General features: G+C 58.1%; 23 protein-coding genes and 2 pseudogenes. 9 read left to right on the top strand and 16 right to left on the bottom strand.

Going from position 1 to position 25354, the window contains the following annotated elements; genetic code table 11:
- Positions 1–8: 8 nt before the first annotated feature.
- The 3 genes from AC0V6O_RS10030 to aspS all read right to left on the bottom strand — a co-directional run bounded on the left by AC0V6O_RS10030 (position 9) and on the right by aspS (position 3801).
- Entirely contained in the window at positions 9–794 is a 786-nt protein-coding gene (locus tag AC0V6O_RS10030; protein WP_486143674.1) for a hypothetical protein, read from the bottom strand.
- 78 nt (positions 795–872) lie between these two features.
- Positions 873–1877 carry a tetratricopeptide repeat protein gene (locus tag AC0V6O_RS10035; protein WP_472639150.1) on the bottom strand — a complete coding sequence of 335 codons (1005 nt, stop codon included), beginning with the start codon at positions 1875–1877 and terminating at the stop codon, positions 873–875.
- A 109-nt stretch (positions 1878–1986) separates the two neighbouring features.
- The gene (gene aspS, locus AC0V6O_RS10040; protein WP_486143677.1) at positions 1987–3801 is read right to left on the bottom strand and encodes an aspartate--tRNA ligase; all 1815 of its coding nucleotides are present in this window, start codon (positions 3799–3801) and stop codon (positions 1987–1989) included.
- Positions 3802–4006: 205 nt separating this feature from the next.
- On the opposite strand from aspS, the gene rnd reads away from it, so the two are divergent.
- Together rnd and AC0V6O_RS10050 are read left to right on the top strand one after the other, a co-directional pair.
- A complete protein-coding gene (gene rnd / locus AC0V6O_RS10045) occupies positions 4007–5263 on the top strand; it encodes a ribonuclease D (protein ID WP_486143679.1) in 1257 nt (418 codons plus the stop codon).
- Between the two features lie 9 nt (positions 5264–5272).
- Positions 5273–6169: a LysR substrate-binding domain-containing protein gene (locus tag AC0V6O_RS10050; RefSeq protein WP_486143681.1), complete on the top strand. Its 897-nt coding sequence runs from the start codon at positions 5273–5275 to the stop codon at positions 6167–6169.
- 360 nt (positions 6170–6529) lie between these two features.
- On the opposite strand, the gene pgsA is transcribed toward AC0V6O_RS10050, so the two are convergent.
- Positions 6530–7138: a CDP-diacylglycerol--glycerol-3-phosphate 3-phosphatidyltransferase gene (gene pgsA / locus AC0V6O_RS10055; RefSeq protein ID WP_486143683.1), complete on the bottom strand. Its 609-nt coding sequence runs from the start codon at positions 7136–7138 to the stop codon at positions 6530–6532.
- 107 nt (positions 7139–7245) lie between these two features.
- Here pgsA and AC0V6O_RS10060 point away from each other — a divergent pair, with 107 nt between their 5' ends.
- Positions 7246–8562 (top strand): MFS transporter, encoded by a 1317-nt coding sequence (locus tag AC0V6O_RS10060; protein ID WP_486143685.1) that lies wholly within the window; start codon positions 7246–7248, stop codon positions 8560–8562.
- Between the two features lie 25 nt (positions 8563–8587).
- Here AC0V6O_RS10060 and AC0V6O_RS10065 read toward each other — a convergent pair whose 3' ends face one another.
- Positions 8588–8857, bottom strand: coding sequence for a hypothetical protein (locus AC0V6O_RS10065; protein WP_472639156.1), 270 nt, complete (start codon positions 8855–8857; stop codon positions 8588–8590).
- A 187-nt stretch (positions 8858–9044) separates the two neighbouring features.
- Between AC0V6O_RS10065 and AC0V6O_RS10070 the strand changes: the two are divergent.
- Positions 9045–10749, top strand: a pseudogene (locus tag AC0V6O_RS10070) (thiamine pyrophosphate-dependent enzyme).
- 2 nt (positions 10750–10751) lie between these two features.
- Here AC0V6O_RS10070 and AC0V6O_RS10075 read toward each other — a convergent pair.
- Positions 10752–11162, bottom strand: coding sequence for an EVE domain-containing protein (locus tag AC0V6O_RS10075; RefSeq protein ID WP_486143688.1), 411 nt, complete (start codon positions 11160–11162; stop codon positions 10752–10754).
- A 159-nt stretch (positions 11163–11321) separates the two neighbouring features.
- Between AC0V6O_RS10075 and AC0V6O_RS10080 the strand changes: the two genes are divergently transcribed.
- The 5 genes from AC0V6O_RS10080 to AC0V6O_RS10100 all read left to right on the top strand — a co-directional run bounded on the left by AC0V6O_RS10080 (position 11322) and on the right by AC0V6O_RS10100 (position 16690).
- On the top strand, positions 11322–12989 hold the full coding sequence (locus tag AC0V6O_RS10080; RefSeq protein WP_486143690.1) for a putative bifunctional diguanylate cyclase/phosphodiesterase: 1668 nt from the start codon (positions 11322–11324) through the stop codon (positions 12987–12989).
- Between the two features lie 98 nt (positions 12990–13087).
- Entirely contained in the window at positions 13088–13909 is an 822-nt protein-coding gene (gene dapF, locus AC0V6O_RS10085) for a diaminopimelate epimerase (RefSeq protein WP_486143692.1), read from the top strand.
- Positions 13906–15096 carry a MiaB/RimO family radical SAM methylthiotransferase gene (locus tag AC0V6O_RS10090; protein ID WP_486143694.1) on the top strand — a complete coding sequence of 397 codons (1191 nt, stop codon included), beginning with the start codon at positions 13906–13908 and terminating at the stop codon, positions 15094–15096. The genes dapF and AC0V6O_RS10090 overlap by 4 nt, the downstream gene beginning before the upstream one ends.
- Positions 15093–16031: a signal recognition particle-docking protein FtsY gene (gene ftsY / locus AC0V6O_RS10095; RefSeq protein WP_472639160.1), complete on the top strand. Its 939-nt coding sequence runs from the start codon at positions 15093–15095 to the stop codon at positions 16029–16031. Before AC0V6O_RS10090 ends, ftsY begins: the two co-directional genes overlap by 4 nt.
- A complete protein-coding gene (locus tag AC0V6O_RS10100; RefSeq protein ID WP_472639161.1) occupies positions 16031–16690 on the top strand; it encodes an inner membrane-spanning protein YciB in 660 nt (219 codons plus the stop codon). Before ftsY ends, AC0V6O_RS10100 begins: the two co-directional genes overlap by 1 nt.
- Here the strand turns inward: AC0V6O_RS10100 and AC0V6O_RS10105 are convergent.
- The 10 genes and pseudogenes from AC0V6O_RS10105 to AC0V6O_RS10150 all read right to left on the bottom strand — a co-directional run bounded on the left by AC0V6O_RS10105 (position 16687) and on the right by AC0V6O_RS10150 (position 25322).
- Positions 16687–16887: a hypothetical protein gene (locus AC0V6O_RS10105; RefSeq protein WP_486143697.1), complete on the bottom strand. Its 201-nt coding sequence runs from the start codon at positions 16885–16887 to the stop codon at positions 16687–16689. The genes AC0V6O_RS10100 and AC0V6O_RS10105 overlap by 4 nt on opposite strands.
- 121 nt (positions 16888–17008) lie before the next feature.
- Positions 17009–18931, bottom strand: coding sequence for a potassium transporter Kup (locus AC0V6O_RS10110; protein WP_486143699.1), 1923 nt, complete (start codon positions 18929–18931; stop codon positions 17009–17011).
- A 158-nt stretch (positions 18932–19089) separates the two neighbouring features.
- Positions 19090–19731 (bottom strand): tetratricopeptide repeat protein, encoded by a 642-nt coding sequence (locus AC0V6O_RS10115; protein ID WP_486143701.1) that lies wholly within the window; start codon positions 19729–19731, stop codon positions 19090–19092.
- Positions 19731–20154, bottom strand: a pseudogene (locus AC0V6O_RS10120) (cytochrome c-type biogenesis protein). The gene AC0V6O_RS10115 and the pseudogene AC0V6O_RS10120 overlap by 1 nt, the downstream one beginning before the upstream one ends.
- A gap of 47 nt (positions 20155–20201) precedes the next feature.
- The gene (locus AC0V6O_RS10125; RefSeq protein WP_486143703.1) at positions 20202–20729 is read right to left on the bottom strand and encodes a DsbE family thiol:disulfide interchange protein; all 528 of its coding nucleotides are present in this window, start codon (positions 20727–20729) and stop codon (positions 20202–20204) included.
- A complete protein-coding gene (locus AC0V6O_RS10130) occupies positions 20729–22735 on the bottom strand; it encodes a heme lyase CcmF/NrfE family subunit (RefSeq protein WP_486143705.1) in 2007 nt (668 codons plus the stop codon). The genes AC0V6O_RS10125 and AC0V6O_RS10130 overlap by 1 nt, the downstream gene beginning before the upstream one ends.
- Positions 22736–22744: 9 nt before the next feature.
- The gene (ccmE, locus tag AC0V6O_RS10135) at positions 22745–23227 is read right to left on the bottom strand and encodes a cytochrome c maturation protein CcmE (RefSeq protein WP_486143707.1); all 483 of its coding nucleotides are present in this window, start codon (positions 23225–23227) and stop codon (positions 22745–22747) included.
- Positions 23224–23364 (bottom strand): hypothetical protein, encoded by a 141-nt coding sequence (locus AC0V6O_RS10140; protein WP_472639167.1) that lies wholly within the window; start codon positions 23362–23364, stop codon positions 23224–23226. Before AC0V6O_RS10140 ends, ccmE begins: the two co-directional genes overlap by 4 nt.
- The gene (gene ccmC / locus AC0V6O_RS10145; protein WP_472639168.1) at positions 23364–24116 is read right to left on the bottom strand and encodes a heme ABC transporter permease CcmC; all 753 of its coding nucleotides are present in this window, start codon (positions 24114–24116) and stop codon (positions 23364–23366) included. Before ccmC ends, AC0V6O_RS10140 begins: the two co-directional genes overlap by 1 nt.
- A gap of 138 nt (positions 24117–24254) precedes the next feature.
- Entirely contained in the window at positions 24255–25322 is a 1068-nt protein-coding gene (locus AC0V6O_RS10150; RefSeq protein ID WP_486143710.1) for a Leu/Phe/Val dehydrogenase, read from the bottom strand.
- Between the last annotated feature and the right edge of the window lie 32 nt (positions 25323–25354).

The raw sequence follows: 25354 nt of genomic DNA on the forward strand, positions 1-25354 counted from the left end.
TGGATGCATCAATCGAACAGCGCTCGGGTGTCGAGCAATTCAATATCGCGGCGCGCAGCCATGGACCGCGCAATCATATATTTGTGCCAACTTCCGAAAGTTACAAGGGCACGCAACCCTTTGCCGGTGATGGAATCAAGCGCCAAATTGATTAAGTCATTGTGAGCGCGGTTAATTTGCGTCCAACCACCCGGTCCCAGATCGGCATCGAAATAACGCTGATAAGGCGTTTGGGCGCGCTCTACGATGGCATCATATTCCGCCGTGTGGATGAATTGTGGGTCATCGCCGCGCCCGGCCAGTTCCACCAAATACTGCCTGCGAGCGGCCAAATGCTCAGCCCATTGATCAGCTCGCGATGGATCATTTTCGATTGTTCTAAGCGCAGCGCTCCGATTATCGGCGATCTCCTGAGTCCAGCCCGCTCCAGCGAGAATGTCAAAGTTCATCTCCCGGCTCAGCGGAAAGACGACATCGGTATATTCAGGGAAAACTTTGGTCCGCGGTTCCGTCACTCCGCCTGTTTCGGCGAAACCAGCCTTCGCAGCCTCCAGCCGATCAGGCGGAATTTCCGTGATAATCACATCGGGTTTTGCCCGGAGTACCGCCTCGCGCAAAACATCGAGCGAATATTTGGTGCTGTTGCGGTGCCTTGAATGGATCGCACCCAACACATGCAGGCGCGTTTTGCCGGATGGTCTGGCTGGATTGGGAGCACAAGCACTCAATGGCAGCGAAGTCGATATCGCAGCGGCCAGAGAGCCAAAGACAGCGGAACGGCGCGTGAATGTCATAGCTCGTTATTCGTAGCTCATTGCGGCGCAGTTACAACGCGCAAAGGCTGACACGGGCAGCAACTAGCCTGCGCCCCCCTATCCGCCGTCGGCCAGCGCCGTCTCTTCGGTAACCTCGCCTGCCCCATCCACATCGGCATAACGCCGGTTTAGGATTTCGACACGCGCCGCGAGCTGATCCTCTGCGCGCATCCAGCCGTCAACGCGGTCTACAGATTCCAGCGCCATCAGTTTTTGCGGTTCAACCGCCAATGCGCGCTGCAACGTCTCAAGCGATAACGCGAACTCACCATTGCGCTCATGGCATATTGCAACGTTGAAAAGCACTGACACATGCTGTGGATTGCTTGCTTCCAACGACTTGAACGCATCGCAGGCCGCATCTTGATCACTTTTTGTCAGTTTGACCGCCTGCTTAAACGCCTTGCGATCCGCCTTTTCCAAGCCTTTGCGTCGTTCAAGAATTCGGTACTCCCGCTCAAGAAAGCGCGGCGCAAGAGCCGTTCTCACTCGCCATGCGAAGCCGGAGACGAGCGATTCCGACATTTCCGATATTGACGGAGGCGAACCCGTGTCTGCGCACACTTCTTTGCTGCGACTAATTTCATCACGAGCAGCATAGAGTATCGCGCCATCTCGCCCGATGATCTCAATATCAGGGTAGAACGACACTTCCGTGCGACTGCAATCGTAATAGGTCGTTTTATAGCGGATGCATTTTTTATCCTCGTCCTTTTTAGCGCATTTGCGCTCACCCTTCGGCTCTAACTCGATGACGGAGGACTCGATTCCAGCGCTGCCCTGAATGACGGCATCGACAGACGTGGCACCAATCGCGACCACTTCAAACCAGGTCTCATTTTGAGCGCGCGCTTTTTGCAACGCATCTTTGAGCTCAAACGCGAGCTGTGCCCCCTTGCTACCGCTCAGCGTATCGACCGAAATCGTTTCGATTTCGAGCCCAGCATCCGTGGACGCTGGCAGGTGCGCTCCAACTGTTAGCGTCTCAGCGTGCACAGACGTCGCGGCCAATGCGAGCCCAGCGCACAGTGCGCCAGCTCCTGTTGCATTTGTGAACTTCATGCCAATTCCCCCATTCTCGAAGGCACTGTATCGCGCATAAAGGATTAGGGGAAGATGAACCAGTTTTGCTGTCGACAGCTACAATTCCATCACTGAAGCAATGACTTGCCTATTCAGCTGCCTTTTGTGGGTTAGCCGCATCGCCTTGCTTCTTTGGCGGCTCAATCACCCTTAAAGACAGCTCGCGCAATTGCGGCAGTTCTGCCTTACTTGGCGCACCCATCATCAGGTCTTCGCCCTTCTGGTTCATCGGGAATGCAATCACTTCACGGATCGCCTCTTCACCAGCCAGAAGCATCACGATCCGGTCAATACCCGGTGCAGATCCGCCATGCGGCGGCGCGCCCAGCTTGAATGCTTCAATCATACCGCCAAATTCGCGGTCGACGTCTTCCTTGGAATAACCAGCGATCTCAAACGCCTTGTACATGATGTCCGGGCGGTGGTTCCGGATCGCGCCGGACGACAGCTCATAACCGTTGCAAACAATGTCATATTGCCACGCTTTGATCTTGAGCGGATCCTGATTTTCCAGCGCCTCCATCTCGCCTTGCGGCATGGAGAATGGGTTGTGCGAGAAGTCCACTTTCTTCGCGTCTTCGTCATACTCGAACATCGGGAAATCGACGATCCAGCAGAACTTGAAACAGCCCTCTTCGATCAGGCCGAGCTGTTCGCCCACCTGAGTGCGGGCGGCTCCTGCCAACTTCGCCGCGTCCTTTTCCTTACCCGCGGCAAAGAACAGCCCATCATCAGGGCCAAGACCCAGCTCGTCATAAAGTTGAGCCATGAGGTCGGGGCCGTGGTTCTTGGCAATCGGGCCGCCGAATTCGCCGCCCTTGCGGGTGACATAGCCAAGGCCAGCAAAGCCTTCACCGCGCGCCCAATTGTTCATATCATCGAAGAACTTGCGGCTCTTCTCATTCGTATTCGGCGCAGGCACCACACGGACAACGCCGCCGCCGCCCACAATCTTTTCAAACAGGCCAAAGCCTGACTTCTCAAAATGGCTGGTAACATCTGAAATGATGAGCGGGTTGCGAAGATCAGGCTTATCGCTGCCATATTTCAGCATCGCCTCAGCGTATGGAATACGTGGGAAGTCGCCCGAGGCGGTCACGCTTTTGCCATTGGCGAACTCAGCAAAGACGCCTGCAAGAACGGGTTCCAGCGTTTGGAACACATCTTCCTGCGTCACAAAGCTCATTTCAAAGTCGAGCTGATAGAACTCCAGGCTGCGATCAGCGCGCAGGTCTTCATCGCGGAAACATGGCGCAATCTGGAAATAGCGATCAAACCCGCTGACCATCAGCATCTGCTTAAACATCTGCGGGGCCTGCGGCAGGGCATAGAAATTGCCCGGATGCATGCGGCTCGGCACCAGGAAGTCGCGCGCGCCCTCTGGTGAGGAAGCCGTCAGGATCGGTGTCTGAAACTCCGTGAACCCTTGGTCGATCATTCGCTTGCGGATCGAGGTGATCACCTGGCTGCGCAGGATGATGTTGCGGTGCATGGTTTCACGCCGCAAATCGAGGAAGCGATACTTCAGGCGGATGTCCTCGGGATATTCCTGCTCGCCAGCGACCGGCATTGGCAATTCTTCAGCCGCACTTTGCACTTCGACCGCGCGGGCAAATACCTCAATCGCTCCGGTTGGCAGGCTGCCGTTCACAGTCTCGGCTGAACGCGCCTTCACCTCGCCATCAATTGTCACAACGCTTTCCGCGCGCAGCGAATCGAGAACTGGCAGCGCGGGAGAATCCTCGTCCGCCACGATTTGCGTGATGCCATAGTGATCGCGCAGATCGACGAACAGCACTCCGCCATGGTCACGTTTGCGGTGAATCCAGCCAGAAAGGCGAACGGTTTCGCCGACATTGGCTTCACTTAACTGTGCGCAAGTATGGGAACGATAAGCGTGCATGCTAAACTCTTGTCCTGTTCGAGAGTATGGCGCTAAAGGCGCGCCAGCAATGATTGCATGGCGTGGCCTAGTTTAGAGCGCATATCAATATGCGCGCGCTAACAGGGCAAGCGCGGGGCTTTGTCAAGTTTCACGCACGCTAAGCAATCATCAATGGGCTAACGCCCGGAGGCGGTACTCCGCCTGACACACTGAAAAGACAGATATGAAAATACATGATCTGATTACAACAACCGACGCTTTGACTGACCTTTGCGAGCGTTTGGCGAAATCCGAATTCGTCACCATCGACACCGAATTCATGCGCGAGAACACCTATTGGCCGGAACTGTGCCTGGTGCAGATCGCCAATGAGGAAGAAGCCGCGGCGATTGATCCGCTGGCCGATGGAATTGATCTTAAGCCGCTGCTCGATCTGATGTGCGAAAACGACGAAGTGCTCAAAGTCTTCCACGCGGGCGGGCAAGATGTCGAGATTATCGTCAATCTCACCGGCAAGACCCCCTTCCCCATTTTCGACACCCAGATTGCGATGATGGCCATCAGCCAGTCAGAACAGATCGGCTATGCCAATCTGGTCGACAGCTGGCTGGGCCTGCAAATCGATAAGGGCGCGCGCTTCACCGATTGGAGCCGCCGTCCGTTGACCGACAGGCAGATCGAATACGCCATCGGCGATGTAACGCATCTTTCCGAGATTTTCCCGAAGATGCTCAAGAAATTGATCAAAACCGGTCGCGGCGGCTGGCTCGATGCGGAAATGGAAAAGCTCGCCGATGCGAGCAATTACATCGTCAATCCTGACAATGCCTGGCGCCGCATTCGCCAACCGGGCCGCAATCCAGCGGTGCTGGGACGGATGAAGGGCCTCGCCGCATGGCGCGAAGGCGAAGCGCAGCACAAGAATATCCCGCGTGGCCGGATCATGCGCGATGAGACCTTGGCAGACATCGCCAGCCATCCGCCGAAAAAGCAGGCGGATCTGGCGAAAGTGCGCGGGCTATCCTCCGCATGGCGCGACAATGATATTGGAAAGCGCCTGATGCGGGTCATTGAAGAGGCGGAGCCGCTGCCCAAGAGCGAGCTTCCCGAGAAGATGAAGCGCGGGGCGCCTCTGGGCAAAGAAGGCGCCTTGGTCGCTGACCTTCTAAAACTGCTGCTCAAAATTCGCGCGCGCGAAATTGATGTGGCCGCCCGCCTGCTAACGAGAGCAGACGAGATGGAAGCCCTCGCCGCCGGGGTCCGCGACCTCAAAGTGCTGCAAGGGTGGCGCTATGACGTATTTGGTAAAGACGCGCTGGAACTGGTCGAAGGCAAGCTCGGCTTTGCAGTAAAGAATGGCAAACTCGCCATGACCCATATCGACGATATGCAGGCGAGCATGGAGGAGGCCGCCGCCGCCAGCGATGATGCGGCAGAGGCGGAAGCCGAGGTCGGTGCTGAGACGGCAGCGGCCGAGTAAAGCTCAGCCATGTCCACCTATCTCCCCACGATCAAACAGCTGCAATATCTCGTGTCTTTGCACGAGCATAAGCACTTTGGCCGCGCAGCAGACGCGAGCTACGTCTCGCAATCGACACTGTCTGCGGGTATTCGCGAACTGGAATCGCTACTGGGTGTGACACTGGTTGAGCGCAGCCGCCGCGTGGTGCGCTTTACTGCGCTGGGCGATCAGGTAGTGGAGAAGGCGCACCGATTGCTGCGCGAGGCAGAGGAGCTTTCCGACCTCGTCCAAGCCGCCGGAAAGCCACTGTCCGGCACGCTGCGCATGAGCGTTATCCCGACAATCGCGCCGTTTCTGCTGCCGCATTTGTTGCCACGACTAAAACGCGAGCGGCCCGATCTGAAACTGCTGCTGCGCGAAGAGACCAGCCAGGATGCGGTGGAATCGCTGCAACATGGCCGGGTTGATTGCGTGCTGCTTGCTCTGCCCTTTGGCACGGGCGAGGTCGAAGTGGAGCATATCAGTGACGACAGGCTGTTCGTCGCTTTCCCCCAGGATGATCCGCGCGATCCGCCAGACAGCATTCCGCCCAGCATGATTGATGAGGGCCGACTGCTATTGCTCGAAGATGGGCATTGCCTGCGCGATCATGCGCTGGCCGCCTGCGCGCGCCCGGAGATGCGCGCAAATGCAGCGATTATTGGCACCTCGCTGCACACTCTGGTTCAGATGGTCGACAATGATTTGGGCCTGACGATGCTGCCTAAAATGGCGCTGGATGCCGGAATATTGAACGACACCAATGTGGTCGCGCGCCCACTTAAATCCGCGCAGGCCAGCCGCGAGATCGCTCTGATTTGGCGCAAAAACAGCCCGCGCGCCGATGACTTTAAGCTGCTAGCTGAGGAATTGCGGGCGGGTTGATCGTGAAGAACATCCAGATAATTGATGGCGCACCGAACGCAACTTTTAGCATTTTCCAAGCGACGGACGATGAATTTGCCGAAATATTTCCGGGAGAACGCGACATGGAGATCGCCGACGACCTAGTCGCGCGTGTTGGCGAAGAGAGAGCCATTGAGCTATTGACCCCCTTTGGCAGCGTCCAATTCTCAAACGCGACGTAAAAGGTATTCATGGAACGCTCTTCTACGATGCAGAAGCTCGGAGGGAATTCTTTCCTAAGTCACGGCGCGAGTTGGATTGGGATGAGCGTTACATAAATCAAGCTCAGCGAGAACTGTTCCGTTTGCATCGCTAACCTCGAATTACCGCGTCGACACATCAATCCATATGCTTGAGGCCAACCCGCAGATAGTCCCAACCGGTGATGCAGGTTAGCACCGCAGCAGCCCACAAGGTTGTAAGGCCTATCAAGTGCAGCCAGGTCTGTTCAACCGAAGCGCAGGCATCTCCGGGCACCTGGCATGGCTGGCCATGCACTGCTCCGCCGCCAATCAGCGCCGCGAGCGCGACAAGCTGGAACGCGGTTTTCCATTTGGCCAGCTTGCTGACTGGCATGGAGACTTGAATACCGCCAAGAAATTCGCGCAGGCCAGAGACAGCAATCTCGCGCATCAGAATGATCAACCCAGCAATCACGTGAAAATCGCCCACGTAAGGCCCCCGCAAATACCCTTGTGCGGTCAGCACCAGGATAACGGTCGCGACCATAATCTTGTCAGCGATGGGATCGAGGAAAATGCCGAGCTTTGACACTGTCCCTTGCGCCCGGGCCAGATAACCGTCGAAGAAATCGGTGATCGCAATCAAACCGTAAAGCACGAAGCCGATTGCATATCCCAACTGCCATTCCGGCCACCACAGAAAGAACGCGAGCAAAGGCAGAGCCAGAATCCGCGACAAAGTGAGAATGTTGGGCAATGTCATCATTGTAAATGCCTCCTTAGCCGCCTTTGCCAATGCGCAAAAGATGAAACAGGCACCTTGTTAACCGCCGCGTATCGTCTATCTCGTGGGCCACGGGAGCGAACATCTTCATGACCACGACGACGCATCTTTTGCGCCGCAGGCGCTTCCTGCCCCTATTCTGCACGCAGTTGCTGAACGCGTTTAACGACAATTTGTATAAGACCGCGATGGTCCTGTTCGTCGTTTACCAGGTGTATAATGACGAAAGCACCGAGGCGATCTTCAGCGCGGTTGCCTCTGGCCTGTTCATTCTGCCGTTTTTCATCCTGTCTGCGCTGGCTGGGCAACTGGCCGATATGCGCGACAAGGCAGCGATCATCCGCACGGTGAAAATGTGCGAGATTGGGCTGATGTTGATCGGCGCGACCGGCCTGTTTCTGGCCTGGCGCGGGATCGCCGTCGACAGTTTTGCCATACCGCTTTTAATGTTCGCCCTGTTCTTGACCGGAGTTCAGTCGACGTTTCTGGGCCCAATCAAATATGCGATTCTGCCGCAGCATTTGAAGAAAGACGAAGTGCTGGCCGGAACCGGACTGGTCGAGGCAGGCACTTACATCGCCATTTTGCTAGGCACGATTTTGGCCGGGTGGATCCCGGTCGAATGGGCCGCTGGCGGGATCATCGTCACCTCGCTGATTGGCTATCTATCCAGCCGTCAAATTCCTTCAGCCCCTCCCTTGGGTAAGGTGGAAAAACTCGACTGGCACATCATTCGCGCGTCCGTCGCGCTCATTAAAAACACGATGCATGATCGCCAGATATTTTACGCGATCCTTTCAATCAGCTTCTTCTGGACGATTGGTGCTGTGCTGTTCATCCAATTCCCGCCACTCGCCAAAAACACCCTTATGGCCAGTAAGGAAGTCGCTAGCCTGTTCCTCGTCATCTTCTCAATCGGCGTCGCGATAGGGTCTGTTTCAGTCAACAAGCTGCTGAAAGGCAAAGTGTCGGCGCGCTATTCGCCTGTCTCCGTCATAGCGATGGGCGCTTTCGTAGTCGCATTCTATCTGGTGTGCCGCATGTGGCAGGCGGATCAGCCGAAAGAGCTACTGAATGTCACCGAATTCGTCGCTTGGCCGCTCGCAGCCGTCATCTTGCTGTGCTTGCTTGGCATTGCGGTGGCAGGCGGCATGTTCGTGGTGCCGCTTTATGCGTTCCTCACCACCCGCTGCGCCCCAGACGAAGCGGCGCGTACAATCGCCGCCAATAACATAGTCAATTCAGGTGCAATGGTGGTCGGATCTCTACTCGCTATTGGCCTCAGCGCGCTTGGCGTGCCGGTGGTGGAGCAGGTGTTGCTGAGCGCTGGGATGTGCCTCGTATCCGCCTGGCTCGGCAAACGCTTACACAATGCTGAGTTGGAGCATGCTGAAGCCGCTGCTTAGAGCGGGCGGAGGAGCTTTCGCTGACTTAAGCGATGAAGGCGATAATCGCCGCGAAAGTAGAGACATAGACCGTCGCGAAACCGCGTACATCGTCACGGGTCAATTGCCACAGGCTTTCCGCCGGTGCGGCCAATTCGTTGCTGCGCACATGCGGCGGCAGTGAAGCACGAAACGAATGCTGCGCCGCTTCGTCCGTCAGCACCAATGCACGGCGACCGCCCCGCCTTTTCGGTGCCAAACCAAGCTCTGGCTGAGTGCGTTCAATGGCGACTGTTTTGAGACTCGCATATGTCATAGGCGCATTGTTAAGACTTTCTTAACCGTTTTGGCAGGGGCGATTTGTAAACTGTCGCGCTGCGGGACATTAAGTGTTTTTGTTCATTTGGGCCTGTGGAAAATTCCGCCGGATTGCGCGCGTGCAGCGCCCCGCTAAGCGCGGTCAGAGCACAAACAATTGCGCCGCGAAGACGGGATACGGAATGATGGAAAAGACTGCTCAAACGGCGGCAGAGCTGTTGGTCGATTGCCTGATCGAACAAGGCACAGACCGGATATTCACCGTCCCGGGTGAGAGCTTTCTCGCCGTGCTGGATGCGCTGCATGCGAGTGAAGGTGTGGATGTTATCACGTGCCGGCAAGAAGGCGGCGCGGCCTTCATGGCATGCGCCGATGGGGCGATGACAGGCCGCCCTGGCATTGGCTTTGTCACCCGCGGCCCCGGCGCAACCAATGCCAGCATCGGAGTGCATGTCGCGCATCAGGATCTCGCAGCCGATGATTTTGTTCGTTGGCGATGTCGCCCGCGGGATGAAAGACCGCGAAGGCTTTCAGGAAGTGGACTTCTCCGCCTTCTTTGGGCCGATCTGCAAATGGGCCGCACGGATTGATGATGCCGCGCGCATTCCGGAATATATCGCTCGCGCCTATTCAGTTGCGATTTCAGGCAGGCCTGGCCCGGTAGTCCTCGCTCTGCCGGAAGACATGCTGTGCGACCTGATCAATGATAAGGCGGGCGAACCACCCTTGCAGCCTCGCCCGGAGGTCACTCGACCAGCACAAGCTGTGTGCCCAGACGCCATGCAAGCGATGCTGGCAATGATCGGCGATGCGGCTAGCCCAATTGCGATTATCGGCGGGGCCGGTTGGAATGCCAAAGCGCGCGAGCATTTCCAGCAATTTGCTGAGAGCGTTGGCCTGCCAGTCGCGACCGCTTTTCGTCGGCAGGATGCAATCTCTCCTGGCTCACCGGTCTATGCCGGAAATCTTGGCTATGGCCCGAATCCAAAACTGGTCGAGCGGGTCAAAACCGCCGATCTGGTGCTTGCAGTTGGCGCCCGCCTTGGTGAGGCGACAACGGATGGCTACACTTTCCCAACCTTGGAACATCCCGATCAAACATTGATCCATGTTCATCCGGACCCTGACGAGTTGGGCAGAGTGTATCGAGCAGACCTCGCACTATGCTGCGCGGTGGATGAATTTGCCGAGGCCGCCGCGCTTTGGGAAGATCACAGTGTCATCCCATTCGATGCAGGCGCGCAGGCCAATGCGGAATGGCGCGAATGGTCAAGCTACGAACCCGGCGAACCTTCAGATCATGCGCTCGATATGGCCGCCTGCGTCGCCTTTATGCGGGAGGCCTATCCCGCCAATACGATCATCGCCAATGGTGCGGGCAATTTTGCCGGATGGTGGCACCGCTATTGGCGCTATGATGGCTATCCCACGCAGCTCGCGCCCACAGCTGGCGCGATGGGATATGGCGTCCCAGCCGGGATTGCCGCAGCCCTGCGTCATACGAACCGGCAAGTGGTCGCAGTTGCGGGCGACGGCGATTTCCTGATGAATGGCCAAGAGCTGGCCACCGCGGCTCAGCACGGTGCGAACCTCACCGTTCTGGTGGTCGACAACAGCGCCTATGGCACCATTCGCATGCATCAGGAACGCGACTATCCCGGCCGCGTCTCAGCCACTAAACTCGCCAATCCAGACTTCGCAGCCTTCGGCGCGGCCTTTGGCGCGTGGAGCGCCCATGCAAGCACAACGGAAGAGTTCAAATCTGCTCTGACAGAAGCGCGCGGAAAGAACGGCCTAAGGCTTATCCATATGTCGATTGATATCGAGCAACTTGCCGCAAGTGGAGCGAGCGTTAGCGGACTGCGTGCAAAAGCCTCGGCAAAGGGCTGACGCTAACCCTCAGCCATCTCGCAAATGACCTGCCAATCTTCTGGCGTGATCTGCGCGACAGACAGTCTCGACAGCTTCACCAGCTGGCATTCGGCAAGCTTCGGCTCCGCCTTGATCTGCTTCAGTGAAACTGGATTTTTAAACTTGCGTTTCGGCTTCACTTTCACCGCCGCCCATTTCCCGGTCTCATCGGTAGGATCAAGAATATCGGCCACGCTGACCGTGCAAATGCCGACAATCTCCAGCCCCTCTCGCGAGTGGTAGAAGAAGCACTCATCGCCAACCTCCATCGCCTTGAGATTGTTCTTCGCCAAGTGATTACGCACCCCGTCCCAAACACCCTCTTCCTCAGCGATCAAATCATCCCAGCCATATTTGAACGGTTCCGATTTTATGAGCCAGTAATTGGGCACAGGTTCGCTCCCCAGTTTAGTGCGGTCAGACGGGCATTGTTCTGCCGATAGAAACGCGCCACGCCAAGCGCCAAATTGGCAGCGCAGGCGTCTTAACCTGATATTTAATATGTGGTCCCATTACGGGCGAGACTGAAATCGCTGGGGGCACAGCCGATTATGGCTGAAGAGAAAACTGAGCAACGGATCGGTAAGGCTGAGCGCGACATAGTTGCGCTAGGAATTGCAACCGCTGCGATCATTATTTTTGTTGGTATCGGCGGCTCTGTAATGGGCGACGTTGTCGAGGCAACGTTTGGCGAGGGCAAAGGTCCTGACCGCTTGCTAGTCAACGCCATGCTGCTGAACATTGCGTTGATAATTTTCGGCTGGCGCCGCTACCGCGAACTCAGCTCTGAAATTCAACAGCGCCGCGCCGCCGAAGAACAAGCGCGCAGACTGTCCGAAATTGATCCCCTCACCGGCTGCCTCAATCGCCGCTCCATGGCGAAAGCGACCGAAGAACTGCGCAATGGATCAAACCGTCATGGCCAGGCACTCGCCTATGTCATGATTGATCTCGATAACTTTAAGCAAGTCAATGACATGAACGGCCATGCGATCGGCGACAAATTGCTGATCGAACTCGCCGCACGGCTTAAAGAAAAACTTCCCAAAGACGCTCTGCTGGCGCGTCTGGGCGGCGATGAATTTGCATTCGTCATGCCCTATGATGGCAAGCACCCTGAACGCATTGATGATCAGGTCATCCGCCTGTTTGAAACCGCAACGGCCATGTATCAGGTGGACGATATGGCGGTTGAGCTGACCATGTCGATTGGCATTGCCACAGATCATGACGAGCAAGGATTCAACCCGCTTGTCAGCGACGCACAAACACTGATGCATCACGCCGATATCGCGATGTATCACGCCAAGAATCAAGGCAAGAACCGCTATTATTGGTTTGAGCCAACGATGGAAAATGAGCTGCGCTTCCGCAATGAACTGGAAACGGGCATTCGCCGAGGGCTTTCAGTTGGTGAGTTTGTGCCATTTTATGAGCAGCAGATTGACCTGGAAAGCGGCGATCTGGTCGGCTTTGAAATGCTTGCACGCTGGCAGTCGCCTCAGCTGGGTCTCGTCAGCCCCGACATCTTTATTCCAATCGCTGAAGACATCGGCGTGATCGGTGATCTGTCTGAGAAACTGATGGTTGAGGCCTTTGCCGATGCCCGCGATTGGGACCCGGATCTGACATTGTCGGTGAACATCTCGCCGATCCAAATGCGCGATCCATGGTTTGCGCAAAAGCTGCTGAAACTGCTGGTCGAGCACAATTTCCCCGCGCACCGGCTTGAGATTGAAATCACTGAGAGCTGCCTGCACGACAATGTCGGCATGGTCCGCTCCATGATCGCCAGCCTGCGCAACCAGGGCGTCAAGGTCAGCCTCGACGACTTTGGCACAGGCTATTCAAGCCTTGAGCAGCTGCGTTCTCTGCCGTTCGACCGGCTCAAAATTGATCGTAGCTTCATCAGCGAGCTGCGTAATCCGGATGCAAGTTCCAAGATCGTCGATGCGATTGTCTCGCTCGGCAATGGTCTGGACATGCCGATCACCGCCGAGGGCATCGAAGATGAAAACATCCTCGACCTGCTCAAAACTATGGGCCGCTTGAAAGGCCAAGGCTACCTCTATGGCCGCCCAGAAACCGCCGACCAGGTGCGTATGCGCCTGAAAGCTGCTGGTCGCCTGGTTGAGCAGCCAGACGTCGTTCCTGCAGCGCAGGACAGCGCCGTTGAAAGCAGAGTGGACCCTGAGAACCTGAGGCGTATTGCCGAATAAGGCAGCTGCCCTAAGGCACCAGCAGGACCAACGCTCAGACAAATCACTGACGCAAAACTGGACGTAGAGGCTGCGCGTGCATAAATGCGCTCCAGATCATGCGCACTCCCTTCATCAAGATGCACGGCCTCGGCAATGACTTCGTGGTGCTCGACGCCCGCGAAACCGAATTGCCAAGCGTGACGAACGCTTTCGCAAAGGCGATCGCGGATCGGCGCACCGGCATTGGCTGCGATCAGCTTGTCCTGCTGGAACCCAGCGTGTCGCATGATTTCAAAATGCGCTTCTTCAACAGCGATGGGGGCGAAGTGGGCGCGTGCGGCAATGCCAGCCGCGCGGTTGCAATCCTGCATGGCCAGCCAGCCAATGTAGAGACCGCAGGCGGCACCTTGTCACTGCATCCCAGTGAAGGCGGCGCCAGCGTCGATATGGGCATGCCCCGCTTCGATTGGGACGCGATCCCGCTCGACTATCCGATGGACACGTTGTCGATGCCGCTTGGTTGGCCGATGGACGATGGGGCACTCGAAAACCCAACCGCCGTCAATGTCGGTAATCCGCATGCGGTGTTCTTCGTCGAGGACGCCGATGCGGTCGACCTTGCGACTTACGGGCCTATCATCGAGCATGATGCAGTCTTCCCCGAACGCGTGAATGTGAATGTCGCGAGCCTAATCGCGCCGGATCATCTGCGCTTGCATGTGTGGGAACGCGGCGCGGGCATCACCCGCGCATGCGGCACCGGGGCCTGCGCCACGGCGGTGGCAGCCGCGCGGCGCGGGATCACTGGACGTGACGTCATGGTGTCATTGCCGGGCGGTGATTTGCGGATCGAATGGCGTGCGGATGATACGATCCTGATGACGGGTCCCGCGACCGAAGCCTTTAGCGGCACATTTGAGTGGGACGATTTCGCATGAGCGCCCCGCTTGTCGATCAACCTGACGTGATTTCACTCGGCTGCCGCCTCAACATTGCTGAGAGCGAGAAGCTGCGCGCGATGTTGCCAGAGGACGAGAACATCGTCGTCATCAACAGCTGCGCCGTGACCAATGAAGCGGTGCGCCAGACGCGCCAAGCCATCCGCAAGGCTCGCCGCGCCAGGCCCGATGCGCGGCTGATCGTGACCGGATGCGCTGCCGATATCGAGCGTGAGCGGCTTGCTGATATGCCAGAAATCGACGGGCTTATCTCCAACCAGTCAAAGCTTGATCCGCGCGCATGGAACCTGCCCAGCGATCACGCGCCGCTTGCACCGACAAAAACCCGCGCCTTTATCGCGGTCCAAAATGGCTGCGATCACGCCTGCACCTTCTGCATTATCCCACAAGGGCGCGGCACCAGCCGTTCCATGACCATTGCAGAGGTGCTGCGCGAGGTGGAGCAACATCTGGAGCTAGGCGCACGCGAAGTTGTGCTGACTGGGGTGGATGTCACGAGTTGGGGGCACGATCTGCCAGACGCCCCGCCGCTTGGTGCTCTGGTGGGCGCGATCCTGGACCGCTTCCCACAGCTCGCACGCCTGCGCATGTCATCACTCGATGGCATTGAGATTGACGAGTCTCTGTTTGAGCTCTTCGCCAGCGAGCCGCGCCTGATGCCGCATCTGCACCTCTCCTTGCAGCATGGCCATGATCTGATCCTGAAACGCATGAAGCGGCGGCACCTGCGCGGCGACGCGGTCGATCTGGTGCAGCGTCTAAAGGCACGCCGGCCGGATATCACCATTGGCGCAGACCTGATCGCGGGCTTCCCGACCGAAACCCCTGAGCACCATCAGGCGAACCTCTCGATCATTCGCGAGCTGGACATCGTCCATGGCCATATCTTCCCTTTCTCCCCGCGAGAGGGGACGCCAGCAGCCCGTATGCCTCAACAGCCCCGCGCCCTTATCAAGGAGCGCGCCGCTGAACTGCGCGCGCTCGCGGCGGAAACGCGCACCAGATGGCTCAATAGCCTTGTGGGCGAACCGCTTCAGGTCCTCGCCGAGGGCGACAACAGCGGCTACAGCGAGAGCTACGCCCGCGTCGCCCTGCCCAGCGGCACAGAGCGCGGCACAATTTTGACCATCACACCGACTGCCCATGAGAAAGGCCTGCTGCAATGAGCGATCCCGAGAATGCGGGCTCTAGCTGGAGTGATCGGCTGTTCGGGGGGTTTCGTAAGACCTCAGAGCGTCTGTCCACCAATCTCACGGGCGTGGTCGGCACGGCGAAGCTTGATGATGCCACCTTGGACGAGGTGGAAGACGCGCTGATCATCTCTGACCTTGGCCCGTCGGCCGCCGGGCGGATCCGCGCAAAACTGTCTGAAAAGCGTTTTGGCCTGGAAATCACTGAGCAGGAATTGAAAGAGGCCGTCGCTGAGGAAATCGCCGAAATCCTCCGCCCGGTGGCGAAGCCACTCGACATAGTTGCCTTCCCCCGCCCGCAAGTAATCCTGGTGATCGGCGTCAACGGGTCCGGCAAGACAACAACCATCGCCAAGCTAGCACACCTCTTTCAAGAGGATGATTACGGCGTGATGCTGGCTGCGGGCGATACCTTCCGCGCCGCCGCAATCGGCCAATTGGCGACCTGGGCAGAACGTGTTGGCGTACCCATCGTTCGCGGACCAGAGGGCGGCGATCCGGCCTCCATCGTATTCGACGCGGTGAAAGAGGCGACAGACACGGGCATTGACGCACTGATCGTCGACACCGCCGGACGACTCCAAAACAAGCGCGAGCTGATGGACGAGCTGGAGAAAATCCGCCGCGTTCTGGGCCGCCTCAATCCAGAGGCGCCGCATGATGTCGTGCTCGTTCTGGATGCAACCAATGGCCAAAACGCCTTGTCTCAGATCGATGTGTTCAAAGAGGTCGCAGGCGTGACTGGCCTGATCATGACCAAGCTGGATGGCACCGCGCGCGGCGGGGTGCTGGTGGCGGCGGCGGAGCAATATGGCCTACCAATCCACGCGATTGGTGTTGGCGAGACGATGGATGATTTGCGCCCGTTCGACCCCGATCTGGTCGCCAAAGTTATCGCAGGAGTGGCATAATGTCAGACACTGAAACCGCCGCCCCTCCCGCAAAGAAGGCAGGCTCCGGCTGGCTTAACGTAGCGGTTGATTACGGCCCGCTCCTAGTCTTCCTAAGCGTCTACAAATACTTCTCTCCCGAAGAGCCTGAGCCTGCGGGCGAGCTGTTTGCGATCATTCGCGGCACGGCGGCCTTTATGCTGGCGGCAATCGTCGCGCTTGCGGTGTCGAAATGGCGGCTGGGCAAGGTGTCACCGATGTTGTGGTTTTCGACTGCACTCATTGTAGGTTTTGGCGCGCTTACAATCTTGTTTGGCGATCCGACCTTTGTGCAATTGAAGCCTACACTGATTTACGGTGTGTTTGGCGTCGCACTACTCGCGGGTTGGAAGATGGGTAAGGCGCTGCTCAAAATCCTGCTGGAGGCCGCATTTGAGGGCCTGACAGACGAAGGCTGGCTGAAGCTTTCGCGCAACTGGGGCGTGTTCTTCCTCGCGCTGGCAGCGCTCAACGAGGGCCTGCGCGCCTATATGACCTTTGAAGGTTGGTTGTGGGCAAAGCTGTGGGTGTTCCTACCGCTCACGTTCCTGTTCACCTTCGCCAATATCCCGATGCTGCTGAAGCATGGGCTGGACCTAGGTGAGGAAGAAGAAGCCGAGGCGAAGGACGAAACGCCTTAGGCGGCGCAGTCTTCCCAACCAAGCGGCGCACGGTCACAATTGGCATAGAGCGCACGGCGAGCGCGCTCTTGCAAGACATCGCGCACGACCTGCTTTTGATTGTCGGTAGAACGGCTGGTGGTGATGACATTGAGATAGCCACCATGGCCATGTTTGGCCTCGCTACGTCCTGATGCGAAAATGCGATGTGCAGTCATTTGCCTTCTCTTTCGTTAGTGACTGCGGCCTACGCCCCTTTCCCAGATTCGTTCAACCTACGGGCATGTAACATCTTGTTACGACCAACAGGTGTGATCACCTGTGCGCCATCCATGCCACCTAAATTTCGACCTGACTGCCTAGCTCCACCACACGGTTGGTTGGCAATCGGAAGAACTCCATTGCGGTCGCCGCATTTCTCAGCATCCACGCAAAGATCTTCTCGCGCCAGATCGGCATACCCGGCTTGTCGCTTGGCAGCAGGGTTTGCCGCGAGAGGAAGAAGCTGGTGTGCATCATATCGAACTCGCCGCCGCATTGTTCCATCTGCTTCAGGCCCAGCGGGACGTTCGTTTCTTCCATAAAGCCATAGCGTAGCACCGCGCGGTAAAACCCGTCGCCCATATCCGTGTATTCGCAGCGGTTGCTCGGATCGACATAGGGCACGTCCTGAATATCGACCGTCAGGATCACCACGCGTTCGTGCAGCACCTTGTTGTGCTTGATGTTGTGCAGCAGCGCAGAGGGCACGCCAGCTGTGCTGGAGGCCATGAAGATCGCCGTGCCGGGCACGCGAGTGGCGGAATTCTTAGCAGATTTGGCGAAGATCTCCATCGGCAGAGCAACTTCGCTCATCCGGTCGCGCATCAGCTTGCGCCCACGCGCCCATGTCGTGAGCAGCAGGAAGGCGATAAAGCCCACCATCAGCGGGAACCAGCCGCCGTCCGGCACTTTCGTAAGGTTCGCCGCGAAGTAAGCGCCATCCACGATCAGGAACAGGATCACGACAGGCGCAGCGTACCACCACTTCCATTTCCACACGCCAATCAGCAGCACCGCCATCAGCAGCGTGTCAATCGTGACCGCGCCGGTCACCGCAATGCCATAGGCGCTGGCGAGATTTGAGGAGTTCTGGAACGTCAGCACCAGAATGATCACCGCCACCATCAACGCCCAGTTCACAACTGGAATGTAAATCTGGCCTCCTTCGGTTTCGCTGGTGTGGCGGATTGAAAGGCGCGGAATATAGCCCATCTGAATGGCTTGGTGCGTAATCGAAAACGCGCCGGAGATGACCGCTTGGCTGGCGATAAAGGTGGCTACCGTGGCCAGGAACACCAACGGCAAACGCCATTCCTCGCTGGCGAGGAAGAAGAACGGGCTCTGGATGGCTTCGGCGGCTTGTTCCGGCGGCAAGCCAATGATCATCGCCCCTTGCCCAAAGTAATTGAGCAGCAGGCAGGGCATAACGAAGCCAAACCACGAAAGCCGCATCGGACCACGGCCAAAGTGCCCCATGTCAGAATAGAGCGCCTCTGAACCGGTCACCGCCAGAACGACTGAGCCCAACGCCAGAAACGCGAGCCAACCATCAAGGACAAAGAAATTCACCGCGTGATAAGGGTTAAGCGCCCACAAGATCTCTGGCGTGTTGAATATCTGCCACGCGCCCATGCTGGCGATGACCGTGAAGTACACAATCATCACCGGGGCAAACAGCGCCCCTACCTTCGCCGTTCCGCGCTTTTGCAGCATGAACAGGAAAACGAGCAGACCCAGCGCAATTGGAATAACGAAGCGCTGCAATCCAGGGTCGACAACTGTCAGGCCCTCGACTGCAGACAGGACCGAAATCGCGGGCGTAATCATGCTGTCGCCGTAGAATAGCGAGGTCGCAAACACGCCGAGCAACAGCGCCACCCAACCATATTTGGATTTGCTGAGCTGGCTGGAAATGAGCGCGACCAGCGCGAGCGAACCGCCCTGCCCCTTGTTATCGGCGCGCATCAGGATCGTGACATATTGGATCGAAACGACCAGCGTCATCGACCAGAAGATCAGGCTGATGACGCCCAGAACATGCGCCGTATCAACCGCAAGCGGGTGCGGACCAACAAATGTTTCGCGGAACGCATAAAGCGGACTGGTGCCGATATCGCCAAAGACGATACCAATCGCGCCAACCGCAAGCGCCTTTTTAGACGCGCTATGGCCCTTGCCGCCTTGGGGCGGCTGGTGTGCTGGCGCTGCTGTATCGCTCATGCGTAATGGATTTCCCGAAGTAGAGCCGCGGCCCTATCGATACTGCCCTCGTAAATAAGCCGCCCGATTTGGCGACTCTGCCCCCTCACGAACCATGTGAGGTGGGCGCGCTTAGCACCGCCTTAGCGCCCCTGCAACTCAGGCTTTGGATGCGCACCTTATTGGGCCGCTGGATTGGGCGCACCAGACAGCATGGCATCAATGACCTCTAGCCTTTGGGTCAGCTCTCCGTGCCATGGCGCGTCCTCTGGCGTGCGCTCCAGCAATTCGGCCCAGACGGCGCGCGCCTCACGCACCTGACGAGTGCGAAAATAGGCCGCTCCAAGGAAGAAACCCGCTGCGGGATTGGCAGGATCGGCCTTGCTTGCTCGGTCATAGGCGTTGTGCGCCGCCGGTGTAACTCTGCCATCGGCGTGCTCAACCAAAGCCATACCGAGCGCTAACCAGCCCTCTGCGTGCCCCGGATTGTCTGCGAGGCCGCCGCGTAGCAAGCCAGCAGCATCAGAGAACCGCCCGCGCCGGGCAAAGCCATCAGACACAGTAAGGTAGTTGGGTTTGGGCACGCCTGCGTCAAACAAGGCGCGCCGCGCCTCGACCATCTGCTCGCCAGAGCGAGGTTCCTGCACCATCGCAGCCTTGGGACTGCCCGGTTGGCTAGCGCTGCCCTGCCATGCGTAGCCGGTAAGACCGAACACCAAGACCGCGCCAAACAGCGTCCAGCTCGATTTCGGCAGACGCAGCACGAATGCAGCAAAGCCGAACGCGGCAAGCGCGAGGAGTGAGACTGCGATCCAGCCCATTATGCGCTTTCCTCTGAAGTCGGCGCGCTGTCCGTATCTTCATCATCGGAGCGTTTGCGCCCCAGACGGCGGAACAGCAGCAACAAGCCAAAAGCAAAGATGATCGCTGGCACCAGGAACAGCGGCCAGGTCGTGGAGCTGACCTCTGGCTGGTAACTGACATAATCGCCATAACGCACGATCAGCCATTGGCGGATCGCCTCCGGTTCCTCCCCAGCGGCAAGGCGCGAGCGGACCTGATGGCGCATATCGCCAGCCATCGGAGCATCGCTATCGTGGATGTTCTGGCTCTGACAGGTTAGGCAACGCAGCGTCGCCATCAACTCCACGGCCTGCGCCTCTAGCGCTGGGTCTTCTAATTGGGTGTAGGCATAGGGTGCCGGCGGCAGCAGAATCTTGCGCGGTCAGCGGCACGCCGAGCATGGCCAAAGGCGCAAGTACGGCGGCCAGCAGAGCAATGGAGAGCGCCCTCACGTTTCCGCCTTCTTGAGCTCTTCCAGAAGAAGCGGAATATGCTCCAGTCTGATGTCGCCAATATGCTGATAACGGATCACACCCTCGGCATCGATCACATAGGTTTCCGGCACGCCTGACGCGCCAATCTCCAGCATCAGAGATGAGATGTCATCTTTGCCGATGCGGGTGTAGGGATTGCCGTAGCGCTCTAGGAAATTCACCACATCCTCCGGTTTATCCCGGATTGCGACGCCGATGATCTCCACGCCCTGCCCGTCCAGCACTTCGAGCTGCTTTGCCTCCGCAATGCACGGCAGGCACCAGCTCGCCCAGATGTTGAGCAGTTTTGGCTTTCCGCCGATGAAGTCCGCACGCGATGCACCCGGCATGGTCTCAACCGCCGCAGGCAGTTCAAACTCTGGCAGAGCTTTCTCAACCATGGCGGAGGGGATTTGATCATCCTTCGGCTGGGTCAGCTGATATCCGGCCACGCCCAGAAAGAAGACAAACAGCCCCAAAGGTATCCATAAGGTCCAACGCATCAGAACGTCCCGTATCCGTCGATTTTTTCCATTTTGAGCTGCTCAGCTTCCGCGCGCTTTTCGGTGCCTCGCAGCACCGCACGGCGGCGTTTCAAGTCTGTGCTCACTCGGCCAATAATCGCCAGCGCACCGCCCAGCGCAATCAAGAGGCCGCCGTACCAGATGAAGGTCACAAATGGCTTCCACCATACGCGCAGCTGCCAGCGCTGATTGCCATTGGCATCAACCCCGGCGGAATCGCCAATCACCGCGTAGAGCTGCCCATCCCAGCGTGTGAGCAGAGCGCTCTCGCTGGTGGCTTGCGCGGGCGCCCAGAAATTGCGCGCCTGCGGGACCATAACGGAGGCCTCGCCCTTGCCCCGCTGCGCAATCACGCGGGCTTCCATCGCGGTCCAGTTCGGCCCGGCAATCGGATCAACGCTTTCCAAGGTAATGTTCCATCCGGCAACCTGCTGGCTTTCGCCCGCGGTCACCGCCGACAAGCGCTCTGTTGTAAACGCGCTCTCGCTGGCCATACCGAACAGCGACACGGCGACACCGAAATGCGCCAACACCATGCCCCATGTCGCCAACGGCACGCGCGATAGTTTGCGGCCACGCAGTGGCATGAAAGAGGCAATCGCGAGGCCTGCCGACAATGCAAGGCCGAGGATTGCCAAGATGGAATAATCACCCAGCACGGCGACCAGGACTAGCACGCCAAGAATAATCGCGCCGACAATCGCCAGTTCCAACTGAATGCGCGCAGGCTTATCCTCGCGCCAACGCATCAATGGCCCGGCGGCCATCACAAGGAACATTGGCACGGCAAAAATCGCGCTGACCGGATTGAAATATGGCGGGCCAACGGACACGCGAATATCAAACGCCTCGGTTAACAAAGGATAAAGCGTACCGAGCAGCACAATCCCGAGGATCGCGGACAACATCACATTGTTGAATACAAGTGCACCTTCGCGGCTGGTCATGGCAAAGCGCTTACCCTCTGCCACCGTCCCGGCGCGCAAAGCAAAGATCGCTAGGCTACCGCCAATGTAAATCGCCAGCAGCGCGAGGATAAAGCTGCCCCGTTCTGGATCGACGGCGAACGCATGCACGCTGGTCAGCACGCCGGAGCGCACTAGGAAAGTGCCTAGCATGCTCATTGAGAAGGCGACCACGCCAAGCATAATCGTCCAGGTGCGCAAGGCGTCTCGCGCGGCCAGAACGCTGGTCGAATGCAGCAATGCGGTCGCTGCGAGCCACGGCATTAGAGAAGCGTTCTCAACCGGATCCCAAAACCACCAGCCGCCCCAACCAAGCTCGTAGTAAGCCCAGTAACTGCCAGCGGTAATGCCCAGCGTCAGGAACACCCAAGCGCCCAGCACCCATGGCCGCATCACCCGCGCAAATTCGGGCGTCACATTTCGCGTAAGCAGCGCACCAATCGCGAAGCTAAAGGCGACCGACAGGCCGACATAGCCAATGTAGAGCGTCGGCGGATGCAGCGCCAAACCAATGTCTTGCAGCAACGGGTTCAGCCCCTGCCCCTCTGGAGCAGGGATTGGCAGGCGCTCAAACGGGTTCGAGCTGAGCAATAGGAAAGCGTAAAAGCCAAGCGCAACAAAACCCTGCGTCGCCAGCGTAGCCTGCATCGTCCGCACGGGTAGGCGCTTCTCAAGCCAGCCGATCAGCCCGCCGGACATCGCCATCACAGCGACCCACAGCAGCATAGAGCCTTCGTGATTGCCCCAGGTGCCGGTCACTTTGTAAAGTATCGGCTTTAGTGAATGCGAATTCGCCGCGACCAGTTTCACCGACAGATCAGTGATCGCAAAACACCACATCAGCATGAGAAATGCGAGGCTCGCCAACAGTGCCTGAACCATCGCCGCTGGGCGCACCAAGCGCGCCAGCTCGCCATCTTCTCCCTGCTCCTGACGCAGCGCCAAAACGCCCGCGAACAATTGCAGCGCGGCAAGCGCAGCGGCGAGCCACAGGGCGGCCAGGCCAATCTCTGCGATCATCCTATAGCCTTAATCCGTGTACATCGTGGTGGTGTAGGATTGCTCAGGTGACTTATGCTGCTCCAATCCTTCCAACTCGCGCGGCACGTAATTCTCATCGTGCTTCGCCAACAGGTTCGTGGCGAGGAAGGTGCCATTTTCTTGCAGGCTGCCATCGGCGACCACGCCAGAACCCTCCACGAACAGATCAGGCAAAATACCGCTGTAGCGGACCGGGATAGTCGCCGCTTCATTACCTGTGACGACAAAGGCCACGGTAATCCCGTCATCAAGCGTTTGGAGCGAGCCGGGCTGCACCATTCCGCCAAGCCGCACCGCTTTGCCTGTCTCAGGCGGGTTCGCGCTCATTTGCTCTGGCAGATAGAAGAAGTTCGCCTGATTGCGCAGCGCATAGGCCGCCAGCAGGCCCGCTGCGATAACCGCGACAATGGCGATCACGACCAGCACCATTCGTTGGTGCTTTGCGCGTAGTCCCGTGCTTGTCTCAGTCATCGCCGCTTTACCTCATCCCGGCGGCGTTCGGCCCGCCGCATGCTTTGCCACGCCCAAATCGTCACCGCGATCAAGGCGCCGATCCCGATCACATAGGCTGCAATCACATAGTCCCACTGGTTGAGTGCCTCGCGCATCAGCTGGCTCCCATCGAAGCGGAAGCAGGTACATCATCTTCGAGCGCGCGGCGGCGTAGGCGCGCCTCAACCTGCATTTCCGCGATCAATGCGCGCATCCGCATCAGCACAATTCCGCCAAACAACAGCGAAAAACCAAGCACGGCAACCAACAGCGGGACCAGAAACTCACCCGCAATCGCACTCTTACCAACGGTAATGCTAGGCGGTTGGTGCAGCGAATTCCACCACACGACTGAGCGGTTTATGATCGGAATATTGATCGCGCCAACAAGGCCGAAGATCGCTGGGATCTTGCTCGACCCGCCGTCGCGTGCGCTGGCCTGAGCCAAGGCTATATAGCCCGCATAAAGGAAGAGCAGCACCAGCATACTCGTCAGCCGCCCATCCCAAACCCACCAGGTGCCCCAGGTTGGGCGCCCCCAGATTGAGCCGGTAGCAAGGCAGATCGCCGTAAATACCATCCCCGGCACCGCAACCGCGCGTGCACCAATCGCCGCGAGCGGATGCTTCCAGATCAGTAGCGCCGCGCTGGATAGCGCTATACCAGTCCAACCGCCCATGCCGAGCCACGCCGATGGTACGTGAATATAGAGAATGCGCACTGTCTCACCCATCAGCCGATCAGCTGGAACGACGAGCAGTCCCCATGCCACCGCACCCGCAGACAGCACAATGCCGCTCAGCAACAGCGCTGGCGCGAGCCAGCGGGCGAGTGAGAGAAAACGGGTTGGATTGGCGTAGCCGTGCATAAATACCGTTGCTTGTTCGCCGCTGATTAAGCGCACCCTCGCTGCGCGGCAAGGGCACAAAACAAACAACACCCTGTAACCGTCATGAACAACAGGCAATTCGCGGAGCAAAAAAGCCCAACTGGGTGGGCGAAAAACTTAGCGGCGACCGATCAACTCTTGCGCCATGCGATCAGCAACCACGTCAGATGAGACACCGGTTTCTTCACTTTTGAGCCAAATTTCCTCAAGCCGTTCAGGTATCTGCGCAATCCGCTTGCGAACGTCATTGATGTCGCCCGGCGTGCTATTACGACGTGCGAGATATTCCAGCGCGACCGAGATAATGCCGCCCGCGTTGATGACATAGTCCGGGGCATAGAGAATTCCGCGCTCTGCCAGCGCTTTACCGTGTTCTGCGCGGGCAAGCTGGTTATTCGCGCCGCCGGCGACGATTGGCGTATCCAAGCGGGCAATACCCTCCTCATCCAAGATCGCGCCGAGCGCATTGGGGCTAAAAACGTCGCAGGACGTGCTCATGATGGCATCCGCGCTAACGGATTCTCCGCCCAGTTCGCGCGCCAATTCTGCCGCGCGATCGGCGTGAATATCCGCCAGGGTCAGCTTCGCTCCATCCTTCGCCAGCAGCCGCGCAACGCCTGCGCCGACGCTACCCGTGCCCTGCACCGCGACATGCACGCCATCGACGTTATCTTTACCGAGCTTATGACGAACAGCGGCCTTGATGCCGTGATAAATGCCCATTGCGGTAAACGGGCCGGGATCACCGCCCGCATTACCCTCGCCCTCAACTGGGAGGCCAGAGACATGCGCCGTTTGCTTAGCAACAGCAACCATATCTGCTTCGGTGATACCGACATCTTCTGCTGTCACATAGCGGCCGCCGAGTGCTTCGACGGCATCGCCAAACGCAGCCAGCATTTCGGGCGTCTTAGTGCGCGCATCATTGGCCAGGATCACCGCTTTGCCGCCACCCATCGGCAGCCCCGCCATCGCATTCTTATAGCTCATCCCGCGGCTAAGGCGCAGCGCATCGGATAGGCCATCTTTGGGATTGGGATAATGCCAGAAGCGTGTGCCGCCTGCGCCTGGGCCGAGATGCGATGAATGCACGGCAATAATCGCGGTCAGACCGCTCTTGCGCTCATGCACAAGCTGCACGAGTTCGTGTTCATCAAAGTCCGGTTCGGTCCAGAATGCGGTCATCAGCGATCAAGCCCCAGTTCAATTGGCGGTGC

Source organism: Erythrobacter sp. JB2-19 (assembly GCF_057365005.1).

Excerpts from the sequence above, each read along its gene's own strand:
- AC0V6O_RS10030 (WP_486143674.1), bottom strand. The coding sequence starts at position 794 with ATGACATTCACGCGCCGTTCCGCTGTCTTTGGCTCTCTGGCCGCTGCG.
- AC0V6O_RS10035 (WP_472639150.1), bottom strand. The coding sequence starts at position 1,877 with ATGAAGTTCACAAATGCAACAGGAGCTGGCGCACTGTGCGCTGGGCTC.
- aspS (WP_486143677.1), bottom strand. The coding sequence starts at position 3,801 with ATGCACGCTTATCGTTCCCATACTTGCGCACAGTTAAGTGAAGCCAAT.
- rnd (WP_486143679.1), top strand. The coding sequence starts at position 4,007 with ATGAAAATACATGATCTGATTACAACAACCGACGCTTTGACTGACCTT.
- AC0V6O_RS10050 (WP_486143681.1), top strand. The coding sequence starts at position 5,273 with ATGTCCACCTATCTCCCCACGATCAAACAGCTGCAATATCTCGTGTCT.
- pgsA (WP_486143683.1), bottom strand. The coding sequence starts at position 7,138 with ATGATGACATTGCCCAACATTCTCACTTTGTCGCGGATTCTGGCTCTG.
- AC0V6O_RS10060 (WP_486143685.1), top strand. The coding sequence starts at position 7,246 with ATGACCACGACGACGCATCTTTTGCGCCGCAGGCGCTTCCTGCCCCTA.
- AC0V6O_RS10065 (WP_472639156.1), bottom strand. The coding sequence starts at position 8,857 with ATGACATATGCGAGTCTCAAAACAGTCGCCATTGAACGCACTCAGCCA.
- AC0V6O_RS10080 (WP_486143690.1), top strand. The coding sequence starts at position 11,322 with ATGGCTGAAGAGAAAACTGAGCAACGGATCGGTAAGGCTGAGCGCGAC.
- dapF (WP_486143692.1), top strand. The coding sequence starts at position 13,088 with ATGCGCACTCCCTTCATCAAGATGCACGGCCTCGGCAATGACTTCGTG.
- AC0V6O_RS10090 (WP_486143694.1), top strand. The coding sequence starts at position 13,906 with ATGAGCGCCCCGCTTGTCGATCAACCTGACGTGATTTCACTCGGCTGC.
- ftsY (WP_472639160.1), top strand. The coding sequence starts at position 15,093 with ATGAGCGATCCCGAGAATGCGGGCTCTAGCTGGAGTGATCGGCTGTTC.
- AC0V6O_RS10100 (WP_472639161.1), top strand. The coding sequence starts at position 16,031 with ATGTCAGACACTGAAACCGCCGCCCCTCCCGCAAAGAAGGCAGGCTCC.
- AC0V6O_RS10105 (WP_486143697.1), bottom strand. The coding sequence starts at position 16,887 with ATGACTGCACATCGCATTTTCGCATCAGGACGTAGCGAGGCCAAACAT.
- AC0V6O_RS10110 (WP_486143699.1), bottom strand. The coding sequence starts at position 18,931 with ATGAGCGATACAGCAGCGCCAGCACACCAGCCGCCCCAAGGCGGCAAG.
- AC0V6O_RS10115 (WP_486143701.1), bottom strand. The coding sequence starts at position 19,731 with ATGGGCTGGATCGCAGTCTCACTCCTCGCGCTTGCCGCGTTCGGCTTT.
- AC0V6O_RS10125 (WP_486143703.1), bottom strand. The coding sequence starts at position 20,729 with ATGCGTTGGACCTTATGGATACCTTTGGGGCTGTTTGTCTTCTTTCTG.
- AC0V6O_RS10130 (WP_486143705.1), bottom strand. The coding sequence starts at position 22,735 with ATGATCGCAGAGATTGGCCTGGCCGCCCTGTGGCTCGCCGCTGCGCTT.
- ccmE (WP_486143707.1), bottom strand. The coding sequence starts at position 23,227 with ATGACTGAGACAAGCACGGGACTACGCGCAAAGCACCAACGAATGGTG.
- AC0V6O_RS10140 (WP_472639167.1), bottom strand. The coding sequence starts at position 23,364 with ATGCGCGAGGCACTCAACCAGTGGGACTATGTGATTGCAGCCTATGTG.
- ccmC (WP_472639168.1), bottom strand. The coding sequence starts at position 24,116 with ATGCACGGCTACGCCAATCCAACCCGTTTTCTCTCACTCGCCCGCTGG.
- AC0V6O_RS10150 (WP_486143710.1), bottom strand. The coding sequence starts at position 25,322 with ATGACCGCATTCTGGACCGAACCGGACTTTGATGAACACGAACTCGTG.